Source organism: Variovorax boronicumulans NBRC 103145 (assembly GCF_001591345.1).
Lineage (GTDB): Bacteria > Pseudomonadota > Gammaproteobacteria > Burkholderiales > Burkholderiaceae_C > Variovorax > Variovorax boronicumulans.
The window spans coordinates 1-14,678 of record NZ_BCUS01000015.1; the positions used below are offsets into that span (position 1 = coordinate 1).

At 66.7% G+C, this 14,678-nt stretch carries 13 protein-coding genes; 6 read left to right on the forward strand and 7 right to left on the reverse strand.

From position 1 onward, the window contains the following. Positions 1–194, reverse strand: a 194-nt coding sequence (locus VBO01S_RS06585) for an ATP-binding cassette domain-containing protein (RefSeq protein ID WP_255221066.1), incomplete at its 3' end; no start/stop codon positions are given. 469 nt (positions 195–663) lie between these two features. Between VBO01S_RS06585 and VBO01S_RS06590 the strand changes: the two genes are divergently transcribed. The 6 genes from VBO01S_RS06590 (at position 664) to VBO01S_RS06615 (ending at position 8,277) form a co-directional block, all read left to right on the forward strand. Continuing rightward, positions 664–2,085, forward strand: a complete 1,422-nt coding sequence (locus VBO01S_RS06590; protein ID WP_062472252.1) for an FAD-binding oxidoreductase — start codon at positions 664–666, stop codon at positions 2,083–2,085. A gap of 76 nt (positions 2,086–2,161) precedes the next feature. Next, positions 2,162–3,241 carry an ABC transporter substrate-binding protein gene (locus tag VBO01S_RS06595; protein ID WP_062472255.1) on the forward strand — a complete coding sequence of 360 codons (1,080 nt, stop codon included), beginning with the start codon at positions 2,162–2,164 and terminating at the stop codon, positions 3,239–3,241. 43 nt (positions 3,242–3,284) lie between these two features. Beyond that, positions 3,285–4,370, forward strand: coding sequence for an ABC transporter ATP-binding protein (locus VBO01S_RS06600; protein ID WP_062472258.1), 1,086 nt, complete (start codon positions 3,285–3,287; stop codon positions 4,368–4,370). Between the two features lie 4 nt (positions 4,371–4,374). Then, the gene (locus tag VBO01S_RS06605; protein WP_062472261.1) at positions 4,375–6,153 is read left to right on the forward strand and encodes an ABC transporter permease subunit; all 1,779 of its coding nucleotides are present in this window, start codon (positions 4,375–4,377) and stop codon (positions 6,151–6,153) included. A 42-nt stretch (positions 6,154–6,195) separates the two neighbouring features. Further along, positions 6,196–7,098 (forward strand): 4-hydroxy-tetrahydrodipicolinate synthase, encoded by a 903-nt coding sequence (gene dapA / locus VBO01S_RS06610; RefSeq protein ID WP_062472263.1) that lies wholly within the window; start codon positions 6,196–6,198, stop codon positions 7,096–7,098. 12 nt (positions 7,099–7,110) lie between these two features. After that, positions 7,111–8,277, forward strand: a complete 1,167-nt coding sequence (locus VBO01S_RS06615) for an alpha-hydroxy acid oxidase (RefSeq protein ID WP_062472267.1) — start codon at positions 7,111–7,113, stop codon at positions 8,275–8,277. Between the two features lie 48 nt (positions 8,278–8,325). Here VBO01S_RS06615 and VBO01S_RS06620 read toward each other — a convergent pair whose 3' ends face one another. The 6 genes from VBO01S_RS06620 to proC all read right to left on the reverse strand — a co-directional run bounded on the left by VBO01S_RS06620 (position 8,326) and on the right by proC (position 14,300). Continuing rightward, a complete protein-coding gene (locus VBO01S_RS06620; protein ID WP_062472270.1) occupies positions 8,326–9,165 on the reverse strand; it encodes an IclR family transcriptional regulator in 840 nt (279 codons plus the stop codon). A gap of 130 nt (positions 9,166–9,295) precedes the next feature. After that, the gene (locus tag VBO01S_RS06625; RefSeq protein WP_062472273.1) at positions 9,296–10,276 is read right to left on the reverse strand and encodes a Bug family tripartite tricarboxylate transporter substrate binding protein; all 981 of its coding nucleotides are present in this window, start codon (positions 10,274–10,276) and stop codon (positions 9,296–9,298) included. 48 nt (positions 10,277–10,324) lie between these two features. After that, the gene (locus VBO01S_RS06630) at positions 10,325–11,713 is read right to left on the reverse strand and encodes an MmgE/PrpD family protein (protein ID WP_082818013.1); all 1,389 of its coding nucleotides are present in this window, start codon (positions 11,711–11,713) and stop codon (positions 10,325–10,327) included. Then, on the reverse strand, positions 11,710–12,408 hold the full coding sequence (locus tag VBO01S_RS06635; protein ID WP_062472278.1) for an RraA family protein: 699 nt from the start codon (positions 12,406–12,408) through the stop codon (positions 11,710–11,712). The genes VBO01S_RS06630 and VBO01S_RS06635 overlap by 4 nt, the downstream gene beginning before the upstream one ends. 108 nt (positions 12,409–12,516) lie before the next feature. Further along, positions 12,517–13,404, reverse strand: coding sequence for a transcriptional regulator GcvA (gene gcvA, locus VBO01S_RS06640; RefSeq protein ID WP_062472281.1), 888 nt, complete (start codon positions 13,402–13,404; stop codon positions 12,517–12,519). A 56-nt stretch (positions 13,405–13,460) separates the two neighbouring features. After that, on the reverse strand, positions 13,461–14,300 hold the full coding sequence (proC, locus tag VBO01S_RS06645; RefSeq protein WP_062472284.1) for a pyrroline-5-carboxylate reductase: 840 nt from the start codon (positions 14,298–14,300) through the stop codon (positions 13,461–13,463). Between the last annotated feature and the right edge of the window lie 378 nt (positions 14,301–14,678).

A 14,678-nucleotide genomic window follows, 5' to 3' on the forward strand; every position in this document is an offset into this window, starting at 1 on the left:
ACAGGCGTGTCTGAGTCTTCTTGAAGAGCGGACATGATGGTTTCCATCATCTGGAACTTCTCGTCGGCGGCGACCGCACTGGTCGGCTCGTCTAGCAGCAGCAGCTTGGGCCGGACTGTCAGCGCCATCGCGATGTCCAGCAGCTTGCGCACGCCACCCGGCAGTTCGCTGACACGCCGGTCGCGGTGCTCCAACAACCGGAACCCGCCTGCGAGCCCGCGCAGATGCGCCCACGTCTGATCGGGACGGCTGGGTCCAGCTTGCGTGCGAGCACCCTCGCTTCATCGACCGATGCCACGACATCACCGGGCAAACCGTTCGCGACGAGCGCCGCTGGCCACCCGCACTCGACGACATTCAGTGAAGCACGGTCCACATGCACCGTACCAGCCGGGGCTGCGCGTGTGCATGTCCACCCCTGGGCCCGCCTCGCATCGGCGCCCTTGTTCGCACTCCCCGCACTCCTCCCACTCCGAACGCCCGACCTGGGTCGCTTTGGGCGGTCATGGGTGCTAACCCCGATTCCATTTTCCTAAAGTCTAAATAATAATCGTATATCGATTAACAAGAGTGCATTGCAATTACTGGCCTGTTAATTGCTCAGGTCAGGCCGAGGCGTCCTTGGACGTCCTTCGATCCCTCAAACAGTGCAAAGGACCCGAAATGAAGCTCGTTGACGCGCTGATAGAACTGCTCGGCCGGGACGCCGTGCTCCAGGATGAAGCAGACACGGCAGGCTTCACGCAGGATTGGCGCGACCGCTATCGCGGGGCCGCCTCCTGCGTCGTGTTGCCGTCTTCGACCGCGCAGGTCGCCGCCGTGGTGCGCCTGTGCGCGCAGCACCGTACCGCCGTGCTGCCCCAAGGCGGCAACACCAGCCTGTGCGGCGGCGCCGTACCGGACGAGGCGCAGGCCCTGCCGGTGATCGTGTCGCTCAACCGCATGCGCAAGGTGCGCTCGATCGATGCGGCCAACAACTCCATGGTCGTGGAAGCTGGCTGCGTGCTCGCCGCAGTCCAGCAAGCGGCTGTGGAAGTCCAGCGCCTCTACCCGGTCAGCCTGGGCGCCGAGGGCTCCTGCCAGATCGGCGGCACCATCGCCACCAACGCCGGAGGCACGGGTGTACTGCGTTGGGGCGGCACGCGAGACAACGTGCTCGGGCTGGAAGTCGTGCTTCCCGACGGCACGGTCTGGGACGGCCTGTATGCGCTGCGCAAGAACAACACCGGGATCGACCTCAAGCACCTGTTCATCGGCGCGGAAGGCACGATGGGCATCATCACCGCCGCCGCCCTGAAGCTGCACCCGCTGCCGACGAGCCATGCGATGGCATGGTTCGCGCCGACCGATCCGCAGGCCGCCGTCGAGGTCCTGGGCCTGTTCCAGGCGCGCTGCGGCTCGCAACTCTCGGCGTTCGAGATGATCGATGCGCACCAGTTGAACCTGGTACTCACCCATGTGCCGGGGCGTCGCAATCCGCTCCCGTCACCCCACCCCTGGCATGTGCTGGTCGAGCTGGCCGACACCGGAGATTCGGCGGCGCTCGACCAGGTGCTCCAGGATGTCCTCGAAGACGCCAGCGAGAAGGGGCTGCTCGGCGATGCCGTGCTGGCCACGACCGAGGCACAGCGCGCGGCCCTGTGGGAAGTGCGGCACAGCGTGTCGGAAGCCAACAAGAAGGCCGGCATGGGCCTGACCACCGACTGCGCCGTGCCGGTATCGGCGGTGCCGGCCTTCATCGCGCAAGCCACGCAGGCGGTGCGCGCGATCGTGCCGGACATGCCGGTCGCGGTGGTCGCCCATCTGGGGGACGGGAACGCGCACTTCATTCCCTTCTATTCGTTCGCGCAATGGAACGCCTTGCCGGACCAGGAGGGCGCGGCACAGGCGGTGCGCCACGCCGTCAACGACATCGCCCACGCCCTGGGCGGCACCTTCAGCGCCGAGCACGGTGTCGGCCGCACCCAGCTGGCGGAGATGCGCAGCTACAAGCCCGCCGTCGAGTTGCGGCTGATGCATGCGATCAAGCGCGGCATCGACCCGGCGCACCTGTTCAACCCCGGCCGGCTGCTGCCGCCAGAGTGAACCCCGTCCACGCCCGTTCTCTTCTCTTGCTCTTTCTCTTCTTCCTTCCGTCCATCACTCTCATCCTGGAGTTGTCATGAAAACCAATCACCCCTCCTCGCGCCGCGTGGTCCTGAAGTCCGCTGCCGCCGGGCTCGTGGCCCTGGCAGCCCCCGCCATCTGGACGCCCGCACGGGCCGCCAGCAAGCGCATCGTCGTGCGCGATGACGGCGGCATCTACACCAAGGCCTACGGGGCGGTGTTCTATCGCCCCTTCACAGAGAAGACCGGCATCGAGGTGGTGGCAGTGCAGGCCAACGCTGAGCCCACGGCCCAGATCCGCAGCATGGTGGAGACCAAGAACTACACCTGGGACATGGCAAAGATCAGCCAGCCCGCCATCCGCACCCTGACCAGCGGCAGCAAGATCTATCTGGAAAAGCACGGCTTGGAAGCCGACCCGATGGTCGCCACCATTCCGGCGCAATACATGTCGCCCTACGGCGTGGGCAACAACGTCTACTCCACCGTGCTGGCCTACCGCACCGACAAGTTCAAGGGCCGCAAGGCGCCCTCCTCGTGGGCCGACTTCTGGAACGTGAAGGACTTCCCGGGCCGCCGCGGCCTGCGCAAGCACCCGTTCGACACCATCGAGGAAGCGCTGATGGCCGATGGCGTGCCCAACGGCCAGGTCTACCCGTGCAACCTGGACCGTGCCCTTGCCAGCCTGGACAAGGTCAAGTCGGCCGTCGACGTGTGGTGGACATCCGGCGCGCAGGTCGAGCAGATGCTGGGCAACGGCGAGGTCGACATGGTGGCCACCTGGGTCTCGCGCGCGCAATCGGCCATTGCCAATGGCGCACCGGTCTCGATCGTCTGGAACCAGAACCTGTGGGGCTGCGACAGCTGGTCGATCCTGGCTGGCTCGCCCAACGCCGACGCCTGCCGCGAATTCATCAAGTTCGCCTCCGACCCCAAGCGCATGGCCGCGCTCACCGAGTACTTTCCGGCCGGCATGACTCAGCCCGCCGCCTTCAGTTTCGTCAAGCCGGAACTGGCAAAGGGCTGCCCCACGCACCCGGACAACATCAAGAACGGCCTGCAGATCGATGCCCGCTACTGGCAGGAGAACCAGGCGCAGGTGCTGGAGAAGTTCAACGCCTGGATTCTCAAGTAAGCGCCGCTGCGCCTGCCATCCTTTACCCGCCTGCTCCTGCACCATGTCCAAGACCAGTCTGAAAATTTCCGGGCTCTCCAAGCGCTACGGCGACTTCGTTGCGCTCGCACCGACGAACATCGACGTCGCCCAGGGCGAGTTCCTGACCCTGCTGGGCCCGTCGGGCTCCGGCAAGACCACCCTGCTGAGCCTGATCGCCGGCCTGGCCCAGCCCGATGAGGGACAGATGCTCATCGACGGCGTCGATGCCACGCGCAGCGCGCCGTACGAGCGCGACATCGGTATGGTGTTCCAGAACTACGCCCTGTTTCCGCACATGACGGTGGAGGACAACATCGCCTTCCCGCTGCGCATGCGCAGGCAGGAGCAGGCCTCGATCGGGCGGCGCGTGGCCGAGGCGCTGGAGATGATCCGCCTGCCGCATGTCGCCAAGCGCTATCCGCGCGAACTCTCCGGCGGTCAGCAGCAGCGCATCGCGCTGGCGCGCTGCATGGTCTACCGCCCCTCGATCATCCTGATGGACGAGCCGCTGGGTGCGCTCGACAAGAAGCTACGCGACCAGATGCAGCTGGAGATCAAGCGCATCCACCGCGAGCTGGGCACGACCATCGTCTACGTCACGCACGACCAGGAAGAAGCGATGACGATGTCGGATCGCATCTGCCTGATGAACGGCGGACGCATCGAACAGCTGGGCACGCCCGCCGACCTGTACTTCCGCCCGCGCACCCTGTTCGTGGCGGACTTCCTCGGCGAATCGAACCTGCTGCCTGGGACCATCGCCGAGGTCGACGCCGACGGCGTGCACGTGGCCCTGAACGGCAGCGAGATCACGGCGCGCGGCGTGTCCAACGGCACCGCACTGGCGCGCGGCCATGCGGTGCGCGTGATGGTGCGTCCCCAGAACCTGAACGTCTCCTCGGCGGCGCCTGCGCCCGGCCAACTATCGGGCCAGCTGATCGACATCATGATCACCGGCAGCCTGACCAAGCTCTATCTGCAGGCGACGCAGCAGGCCGAACCGATCGTGGCGGCCTTCCCGACCTGCCAGTCCGCCGAGCGCTACGAGACGGGCCAGACGCTGTCGCTGCACTGGCATGCGAATGACGCCGTCGTGATCGCGGAGTGATGCCATGAACAACCGTGTGAAGGCGCCCGGATTCCGCTTGGGCGCGTCGTGGCGGCAGGCCCTCATGGCCACGCCGTTGGTGCTGCTGTTGCTGGCCTTGCTGGTCTATCCGGTCGGGCAACTGCTGCTGCTGAGCATCCAGAACGACGAAGGCTTCAGCCTCGCGTCGTACCGGCAGCTGTTCGCCTCGTCGGTGTACATCAACGTGCTGCTGATCACGCTCAAGATCTCGCTGTGGACAACGCTGCTGTCCGTGGTGGCCGCCTATCCGGTGGCCTACCTCATCTCGGCATCGTCACCGAAACGCAAGGCGACGCTGCTGTTCTGGGTGCTGCTGTCGTTCTGGACCAGCTTCCTGGTGCGTGCCTTCGCCTGGGTGGTTCTGCTGGGCCGCAACGGTGTCATCAACCAGCTGCTGGTCTCCCTGGGCGTGATCGATGCGCCGGCCAACCTGCTCTACAGCGTGGGCAGCGTGCTGGTCGGCATGGTCCATGCCCTGATGCCGCTGGCGGTGCTCACCATGCTGTCGGTCATGGAGAACATCGACCGCAACCTCCCGCGCGCCGCGGCCACGCTGGGCGCGCCCCCGGGCACGGCGTTCTGGACCGTGTACTTTCCGCAGTCGCTCCCCGGCGTGGCGGCCGCGGCGATCATGGTGTTCGTGACCGCGATCGGGTTCTTCATCGTGCCCGCGCTGCTCGGGGGACGCCAGGAGACCATGATCACGCAGATCATCATCGACCAGGTGCAGCAGACGATGAACTGGGGCTTTGCCGGTGCCATCTCGGTGCTGCTGCTGGTGGTGGTGCTGGCGGTGTTCGCGCTCTACGACAAGCTGCTCGGCCTGTCCAGCATGACGGGCAGCGCGCCCAGCCGCACGCGCCCCGCGGCCGACTCGGTCAGCACCCGCTGGATCAAGCGCCATGGCAGCGAGCTGCTTATCGCGCTGGGCCGCGCTTGCGACCTTCTCATCAGCTGGCTGCCGCGCCGCCAAGCCCATGCAGAAGGTCCTTCGCGCGGCTGGAACCTGCTGGTCTGGGCCCTTCTGGTGTTCCTCAGCGTGCCGGCATTCCTGATGATTCCGCTGTCCTTCAGCGGGGGCTCCGGCCTGGCATGGCCACCTAAGGGCTTCTCGCTGCAGTGGTATCAGCAGATGTTCGATTCGCCGCTGTGGATGCAGTCCGTGGTGCGCTCGCTCACCGTGGCGCTGGGCGCGGGCTTCCTGTCGATGCTGATCGGCACGCCGGCCGCCCTGTTGCTGGTGCGCGGGCAGATGCGCGGCAAGTCGGCCATGCTGGCGTTCGTGCTGTCGCCGATCATCGTGCCGCGCATGATCATCGCCGTTGGCATGTTCTATTTCTTTGCGCGCGTCGGCCTGGTCGGCACCTGGATCGGCCTCGTGCTGGGCCACACGGTGGTGGCGGTTCCCTATGTCGTGATGACCATGATGGCCGTGCTGCGCAACTACGACACGCGGCTCGACCTGGCAGCGCAAAGCCTGGGCGCAGGCCCGCTGGCCACGCTGCGGCATGTGACCTTCCCGATCCTAGCGGCCGGCCTGCTGTCGTCCTTCCTGTTCGCGTTCGCCACGTCCTTCGACGAACTGACGATTTCGCTGTTCGCCTCTGGAGGCTTGAACTCGACATTGCCCAAGCAATTCTGGGACGAAGTCACGCTGCAGCTGTCACCCGTCATCGCGGCGGTCTCGACCTGCCTGTTTGTCTTCATCGCGGCGCTGATCTGGGTCGCTGACCGGCTGCGCCGCGCCAGCCTGGCGCGCTGAACCGGCCCCTCCTCCATCCATTCCACTTCAAAGACATTTCTCATGAGCTTCATCGACGCATCCAAGCTGCGGGGCATCATTCCCGCCATCCCCACCCCCGTCAACGCGGACGACACGATCAACGAGTACGCCACCAAGGCGCTGCTGGCCCATCTGCTCGAGCAGGGCATCGACGGCGTGCTGCCGCTGGGCGGCACTGGGGAGTACGGCGCATTGGCGCGTGCCGAGCGCGTCAAGATGGCACGCCTGACGGTCGAGGCCGTGGCGGGCAAGGTGCCGGTGATCCCCGGCGTGCTCGACCCCGGGTTCCACGACGCGATGGATGCCGGCAAGGCCTTTGCCGATGTCGGCGCGGATGCGCTGCTGGTGCTGACGCCCTACTACACAAACCCCACGCAGGCCGGCATCCGTGACTACTTCCTGCGCTACGCCGACAGCTCGCCAGTGCCGATCATGATCTACGAGATTCCCTACCGCACCCGCATTGCGATTGCACCGGAAATCCTGCATGAACTGTCGCGCCACGAACGCATCATCGGCATGAAGGCGTGCAACACCGACATGTACCACTTCCTGCGCACCATCGCGGGCGTCGACGACTCCTTTGCCGTGCTCAGCGGCGAAGACACGCTGTTCCCCCTGCACGTGGCGGCCGGCGCCCGCGGCGGGATCGTCGTGACGGCCAGCCTGCTGCCGCGCGCCTGGCGCAACATCTATGACGCCGCGCGCGAGGGCCGTACCGACGAGGCGCTGTCCCTGCACCGCGACCTGATGCCGCTGATGAACCTGGCATTCGCCGAGACCAACCCGGGGCCGATGAAGTCCGTCATGGACCTGATCGGCGTGAATGCCCCCGAGATGCTGGCGCCCCTGGTGCCGCCCGCCCCCGAACTGCAACAGGCCATGCGCGCGGAGTTGTCGCGGCAACTGGCGATCGCGCGCTGATCGGCAGCGGCCATGGCGGCACTCGCTGCAGTACAGGACTACCGCGTGCTGGCACGCAAGCGTCTCACGCGCATCGCCGGCGACTACCTGGAGGGTGGCGCGGAAGATGGACGCACGCTGACGCGCAATCGGCGCGCTTACGACGCGCTGCTGTTCAAGCCGCGCGTGCTCACCGAAGTCAGCGCGGTGGATGCGGGCGTCGACGTGCTCGATCAGCATCTGGCCATGCCCGCGGTGGTGGGCCCCACGGGTCTGAACGGCCTGTACTACCCGCGCGCCGAGGAGGCACTGACCGTCGCGGCACATCGCGCCGGCTTGCCGTTCGTGCTCTCCACGGCCTCCACCTCGCTGCTGGAAGACGTGCGCCGCGCCAGCGACGGCGAGCTCTGGCTGCAGCTGTATGTGCAACGTGACCGCAGCATCGCCCAACGCATGATGCAGCGCGCACGTGACGCCGGCTACACCACGCTGATGCTCACCGTCGACACACCCGTGCACGGTGTGCGCGATCACGACATCCGCAATGGCTTCAAGATGCCCCTGCGCATCACGCCGCGGCTGATGGCCGATGTCATGACCCACCCGCGCTGGTGCATGCGCATGCTGCGCCAGGGCGGCTCACCGCAACTGGTGAACCTAGCACGAAGCACAGGCATGGCGGTCAACCTGGCCGCGCAGGCCGGCGCGATGAGCCGCCAGATGGACATGTCGCTGCGCTGGCAGGACATCGACTGGTTGCGCGCGCACTGGCCGGGCCGTGTGCTGGTGAAGGGCATCCTGTCGGTGGACGATGCGCTGCGCGCAAGCGCGGCGGGTGTGGATGGCATCGTGCTGTCCAACCACGGCGGTCGTCAGCTGGAAAGCGCCCCCAGTCCCCTCGAGCTGCTGCCGGCTGTGACCCAGGCGGTGGGGTCGGCATTGACGGTCATGATGGACGGCGGCATCCGTCGCGGCAGCGACATCGTCAAGGCGCGTGCCCTGGGCGCGCAGGCCGTCTTGCTCGGACGCGCGCCGCTGTACGGTCTGGCCGCGCGAGGTCCCCGCGGCGTGTCCGAAGTGCTGCAGATCCTGCGCAACGAATGCGAAACGACCCTTCGCCTGCTCGGGTGTCCCCGTGCGGCGGAACTGACGCCTTCGATCTTTCAGCCCGGATGGGAAGAACGCCTGAGAACGATCTGAGGCCTGCATGCCGGAATCGCCGGCATACCTGCAGAGCGTCGCCGCTCGCTACTCCCCGTAGCCCGCGAACTTGGCCTTGGAGATGGAGGTGGCGGCCACCTGCACGTGCTGTGCAAGCTGCGCCTCCACCTGCTCGGTCGTCCAGCGTGTCGTCGGCACGGCGATGTTGACCGCGGCCACGGCAACTCCCCGATGATCGGTGATCGCAGCGGCAATGGAGATGTCCCCCATCACCGTCTCGTTGGTGATCACGGCATAGCCGCGCTCGGCCGCACGTTCGATGCGCGCAAGGAGCTCATCCATGCGCGTCTCGGTATAAGGCGTGATCGCCGTCAGCCGTGAGCGCTGCAAGACCTCGACGCGCTGCGACGGCTCCATGCGCGCCAGGATGGAGGTGCCCGAGGCGGTGCAGAAGGCAGGAAGCCGGCTCCCCACCGCGATGTCGACGTTGACCAGGTGCTTGCCGGGAAACCGGGCCACGAACACGATCTCGGTGTCGTCCAGTTCCTGCAGGTTGGTGGTCTCTCCGAGCGTGCGACTGATGTCCAGCAGGTACGGCGACGCCTTGTCCACCAAGGCATTGGCACGCAGGTAGTTGTAGGACAGCTGCAGCACCTTGGACGTGAGTCCATATTGACGCGTGTCGGGAATGCGGCGCAGGTAGCCGATCTTCTCCAACGTGTAGACCACGCGCTGCGTCGCACTGCGGTCGAGGTTGGACGCGCGCGCAATGTCTGCGATGGTCAGGTGACCACGCGTTCCATTGAATGCATCCAGGACATGGAAGGCCTTTTCCGTCGAGCCGATGAACAGCGACGAATGGCCGTGACGCCTGGTTTGCTGGGTTTCCGAGGGGATCTCGGGAGATGGATCCGACGGACTGGGCATCTGCGCGGAAGAGCTGAAGTGGAGGAAGCGCCCCTCGGGGCCATGCGCCGTTGTTGCAACGGCGAGCCTGCCCAGTTTACCGCGTGCGCGACGCTCGAACGCACCTCATCCCTGCCCGCGCCGACCCATCTCACTGGAGCGTGATACCGGTCTCGCCAAGCACCTTCGCCCAGGTCGCCACCTCGCTGCCGATCTTCTTGCGTGCCTCAGCGGGGCTTTGCGTGACCACCTCGATGCCCAAGGCCTCGAACCGCTGATGCACCTGCGAGTCCTTCAAGGCAGTGTTGAGGTCTGCATTGAGCTGATCCACCACAGCCTTGGAGGTGCCGCGCGGCGCAGAGATGCCGAAGATGGAAACGACATCGTTGGTCAACTTGACGCCGCTCTCGCGCAAGGTCGGTACATCGGGCAATGCAGGGCTTCGCGCCGGCCCTGCGATGGCCAGCACCTTGATGCGGCCCCCTTTTAGGTTGTTGATGGCCGTCGAGGTGTTGACGAACATGGCATGAATCTGGCCGCCGATCAGGTCGGTAAGGGCCGGTGTCGACCCCTTGTAAGGCACTGCGAGCAGATCGATGCCCGCAGCGCGCTTGAGCATCTCGCCCGCGACGTGCTCGAGCGAGCCATTGCCCGTGGTCGCATACGAATAGCCGCCAGGGTTCTTCTTTGCGGCTTGGATGAACTCCTGCAGCGTCTTCACGGGCAGCGAGGACGGCACGACCATCACGTTCGGCAGGTTGCCCACGATGGCCACGTGCTCGAAATCCTTCATCAGGTCGTAGCCGGCGCTGCTGCCCATGAGGTTGGCATTGATGGCGTAGGTGGTCAGCGCGGACATCAGCACCGTGCGGCCATCGGCCGGCGAGCGCGCCACGTACTGGGCGCCGATGTTCCCGGAAAATCCGGGCCGGTTGTCGACGATGACGCCATGGCCGCGCAGCGCGGACAGCTTCTGGGCCAGCGCGCGTGCCATGGCATCGAGCGAGCCCCCCGCGGGGTAGCCCACCACGATCGTCATGTCCTTAGAACCTTGGCTGTGGGCGAGCTTGCTCGAGGCCAGCAACGGCAACGCGGCGCAGGCAAGCAGTTGGCGGCGTGAAATGGTGGGCATGGCGGGTACTCCAGAAGAATCGATGTGATGAATGAACGAATGCGGCGGTCAGCGCGTGGCAGCCAGCAGACGGCCCAGTGTTCGCGCATCGGGAAACGGTGTGCCGCGCAGTGCACTGAGCAGCTCGGCAGCCGCTGCGCCGTCCATCGCCAAGCTCGCGCAGGCCATGAATTTGTCTCGGTGCTCGGCATCGCTCAGAGGTTGCGATGGATGGCCTCGCGGCTTGGCGCGACGGTCATGGAACACCGTCTGGCCATCCACTTCGATATGAAGCTCGGCGAAGTCGCCGTTGCCCGCGGGGAAGTCGATGCCCGGTGCGACTTCGATGCGCTGCGCCAAGGCACGCACGTCGGGGCGCTCCAGCGCCGCATCCACGAAATCCGTCAGCCCCTGCGTCCCACCAAGCAGCGCCACGGCGACGCAGTATTCGACATGGAACTTGGCCTCCATCCCCGATGTCGGCCAGACCGTCCTGCGCGCAGCGCCCAGCCGCGTGCTGATGCCACAGCGGATCCGGCTGGCACCGACCAACTCGGGCAGGCGGTGGGCCCGCGTCTCGATCGCCATGTCGACCAGCGCATGCATCAAGGAACAGGTGGGGTACTGCTTGTAGACGATGCCCGGGGCCACCAGCTCGAACGGCTGGCCCAAGGCTGCCAGGGCGCGCTGCGGTCGCGCGTCGTCACCGCAGAACAGGGCTAGGAATCCTTCGTGCCCCTCCAGCGCCTGGGCACTGGCGGTGACGCCCGCCTCGGCCAGCCGCGCGGCCAGCACGCCGTTGTGGGCTGCCAGCCCCGCATGCAGCGGCTTGGTCATGGAGCCGAAGTTCACGCGCAAGCCTGCCGCCATCGATGCCGCGATACCCAGTGCGTGCACGGTGCGCATCTCGTCGAGCCCCAGCAGCTTCGCGCAGGATGCGGCGGCCCCCACGGCGCCCAGCGTGCAGGTGGTGTGCCACCCCAGCTGCGAATGGCGGTCATTGACGGCGAGCCCGAGCTTGGCGGCGATTTCAACGCCCACCACGTAGGCCTCGACGAGCGCTGGCCCCGCGACACCGATCTCTTCGCCCAACGCCAGCACGGCCGGAACGATCGGCGCCGAGGGATGGCCACGCATGGATTCGTTGGTGTCGTCGATGGCGTGTGCGTGCGCGGCGCAGCCGTTGATGAGCGCGGCATCGCGCGCCGAGGCGCGCCGCGGCTGGGCCCAGAGGGTGCACGGCCCGGTGCCGGTCTCGGCCAGCCGGGCCGCCTGGATGGAGACAGGCTCACCGGCACCGGCGAGCGCGCCCCCCAGGCAGTCGGCGATCGCGCGTTGCGCTTCGGCGTGCACAGAGACGGGCATGTGATCGCAGGCAGCGGACTGGACAAAGGCCGCGAAAGCGCGCGTCAGGCCCTGAGGCTGCTCCGCTTCACCTGCGCAGGACGCGGCGCTCATGCGGCGTCGCCCTGCGGTTGCCAGGCGGCGACGTGCGCCTCCATCTCGTCGAGAAAGCCATGGATGCCATGACCGCCGACTTGCACGCTCAGCGCCGCACACACCGCGTCGATGCTGCGGCGCGGGACGATCGCGACGCCTTCGACGCTCGCGCAGATCACATCCCCCGGGCTGACGATCACGCCACCGCAGGCCACCGGCACGTTGAGTTCGGCGGGCCCGAGCTTCGGTCCCGAATGGGGGGAGATACCCAGCCCGTAGATCGGGATGCCGGCCTCCTGGGCCTCTGCCATGTCTCGCCAGGCGCCATTAACCAGCAGACCGGCCATGCCGTATTCGTCGCGCGCCACCTTGAGCAGTTCGAAGCCTCCCATGCACCAGCGCGTGAAGGCTTGGCCGTCCACCACGAGGACGTCGCCAGGCTTGATGCGGCGGATCGCGGCCATGACGCCGAGGTTGTCGCCCGGGGGGCACTTGACGGTGAACGCAGGACCTGCCATCGGGAGGGCCGGCAGCACCAGGGGCCGCACCTCGGGCGCGCAGGTGTACATGCGCCCCACCAGATCGCTCAGGCGGGTGACGTCGGCCGCACGCAGCTGCGCCAGGCAGGCGGCATCGATCGGCGCGGCGTGCGGCTGGATCAGGAATGGCGCAAGGGGTCGCTTCCAGCGGCGATCGGAAGGTGTGGCAGACATGGTGGCTTCAGGGTCAAAGTGCAGATTTGCTGCGAATCTTTGCTATTTTCCGAAGCTCACCTCTATTGCGAAAGCGACGATTACTGATGAACCGATGAGGTTATCTCATCAACTTACGACGGCCGCCAACAGCCATTCGCGGAAGGCGGCCACCGCCGGGGCGTCGCGGCGCGCCTCGGGACACACGAAGTGATAGCCGCGCGAGCTCGGCAGTCCAAAGCGGGACAGCTGCACGATCCGGCCCTGTGCGATGTCGCTCGCGACCAGAAAGCGCGGCAGAAGTGCTGCCCCCATGTCGGCCAGCACCGCTTCCAGGATCATATTGAAGCTGTCGAAGCGCGGCCCGCGAAATGCGTTCGGCGGCTCCACCTCGACATGGCGGAACCAGTCTTGCCAGGCGGAAGGTCGCGTGAATTGCTGCAGCAACGTGGCCCGTCCAAGATCGGCCGGCGTGCGCAGCTTCAGCGCCTGCCGGTAGGTCCGGCTGCTGACCGGGATCATGTCCTCGTCCATCAGCAGCGTTGCGACCGCACCGGGCCAGGCGGGCTCACCATAGTGAATGGCAGCGTCGAAAGGCTCTTTCGCGAAATCGAACGGCGCGCTGCGCGACACCAGGTTGACGTTGACCTCGGGATGCATCGCCAGGAACGTGGGCAGCCGCGGGATCAGCCACTTGACGGCAAAGGTCGGCACCGAGGCGAGGTTCAGGATCTCCTTGTCACCCGTGGCCATGGCCTGGTTGGTGACCTCGCCCAGGTCCTTCAGGATGCGCCGGACCTCTTCCAGGTAACGTGCGCCCGGCCCCGTCAGCAGCACGCGCTGGCGCACACGCGCGAACAGGGCCACGCCCAGGTTCTCCTCCAGCTGTCGCACCTGCTGGCTCACCGCGCCTTGCGTCAGGTGTAGCTCATCGGCCGCGCGCCGGAAGTTCAGATGTCGCGCAGCCGATTCGAAGGCCGTCAGGGCCGTGATGGAGGGGAGTCGCGCACGCTTCATGGAATGCCATTGTCGGTGCGGCGTGCCCGCTAGGCGGCCGTGCAACGCGTTCGCGCTCAGGCCTGCTGCGCGAACTCTCTAGAGATGGCCTCGGCCCGCGTGCAGGCCGCGGCGACGGCATCCTTCAGGGCCTGGGCAGTCCGGGCCGCGTCCAGTTGCGCCAGCGCAGCCTCCGTGGTTCCATGCTTGGACGTCACGCGCTCGCGCAGCGTCCCGAATGCATCGCCCGACTGCGCCTGCTGCACGGCGCCGGCGACGGTCTTGAGGACCAGCTCGCGCGCCGCCACCTCGTCGAAGCCCACCGCCTGGGCCGCGGCCTGGAACGCCTCCAGAAAGTGAAACACGTAGGCGGGGCCGCTGCCGCTGACGGCCGTGACAGCATTCAGTCGTTCGTCGTTTTCGACCCAGAAGCAATGGCCCGTCGTGGCCAGCACGTCCTGCGCGACGCGTCGGTCGGCCGGCGCGGCCTCCGGCGCGGCGGTCAAGCCCGTCACGCTGGCACCGATCAGGGCCGACGTGTTCGGCATGGCGCGAATCACGCGCGCGCTTGCCAGCCAACCCGACAGCTCGACGCAGCGGATCCCCGCCGCGATGCTGATGTGCAGGGGTGCCCGCAGGTGCGCGCTGGCCTGCTGCACCGCCTGGCGCAGCACCTGCGGCTTGACGGCCCAGACCACCACCTCGGCACCCGCCAGACGATCGTCGACGCGGCCTCCCACATCGACGCCCAGCGAGGCGTGCAGGCGCTCTTGCTGCGCCGCGTCGGGGTCGAACACCACGATGGCCCGGGGCGGCAGCCCCGCCCTGATCAGGCCGCTGATCAGGGCCGTCGCCATCTGACCGCCGCCGATGAAGGCGTACGAGCCGGCTTGTGCTTTGGAAAATTTTGAGTTCATGAGAAGTCTGGGTTGATGCTGCGTGCACGGAAGACCCCGGCAGCAAAGTCTCTGGCGATAGGGGAAGCGCCGGCAAGAAATGCAGGGGGATGCCTCTGTGGCAACACTCCATGGCCGGCTACACCAAATCTACGCATCCCTCGCCGAGCATTGTTTCGAAGATGCGCATCGACACCACACAAAGCACGGTGCGGCCGTGCGTTGGCGATGCATCCGGCCCCCGGCCGCGTCCTCGCAGGCCACGGTCTGCAGCATCGATGCCGGCTTCGAGCGCAGCGCGCGGAGCGACCCGCCCACCTGAGCCGCCATCGCGCAAGACCACTCCAGCGGCGTTCCGCCGGCGAGCCGCGTTGCGCGCGTAAACCCTGCCTTGTTTTC

Coding starts and splice junctions, on each gene's coding strand:
- VBO01S_RS06590 (WP_062472252.1), top strand. CDS start 664: ATGAAGCTCGTTGACGCGCTGATAGAACTGCTCGGCCGGGACGCCGTG.
- VBO01S_RS06595 (WP_062472255.1), top strand. CDS start 2,162: ATGAAAACCAATCACCCCTCCTCGCGCCGCGTGGTCCTGAAGTCCGCT.
- VBO01S_RS06600 (WP_062472258.1), top strand. CDS start 3,285: ATGTCCAAGACCAGTCTGAAAATTTCCGGGCTCTCCAAGCGCTACGGC.
- VBO01S_RS06605 (WP_062472261.1), top strand. CDS start 4,375: ATGAACAACCGTGTGAAGGCGCCCGGATTCCGCTTGGGCGCGTCGTGG.
- dapA (WP_062472263.1), top strand. CDS start 6,196: ATGAGCTTCATCGACGCATCCAAGCTGCGGGGCATCATTCCCGCCATC.
- VBO01S_RS06615 (WP_062472267.1), top strand. CDS start 7,111: ATGGCGGCACTCGCTGCAGTACAGGACTACCGCGTGCTGGCACGCAAG.
- VBO01S_RS06620 (WP_062472270.1), bottom strand. CDS start 9,165: ATGCCCAGTCCGTCGGATCCATCTCCCGAGATCCCCTCGGAAACCCAG.
- VBO01S_RS06625 (WP_062472273.1), bottom strand. CDS start 10,276: ATGCCCACCATTTCACGCCGCCAACTGCTTGCCTGCGCCGCGTTGCCG.
- VBO01S_RS06630 (WP_082818013.1), bottom strand. CDS start 11,713: ATGAGCGCCGCGTCCTGCGCAGGTGAAGCGGAGCAGCCTCAGGGCCTG.
- VBO01S_RS06635 (WP_062472278.1), bottom strand. CDS start 12,408: ATGTCTGCCACACCTTCCGATCGCCGCTGGAAGCGACCCCTTGCGCCA.
- gcvA (WP_062472281.1), bottom strand. CDS start 13,404: ATGAAGCGTGCGCGACTCCCCTCCATCACGGCCCTGACGGCCTTCGAA.
- proC (WP_062472284.1), bottom strand. CDS start 14,300: ATGAACTCAAAATTTTCCAAAGCACAAGCCGGCTCGTACGCCTTCATC.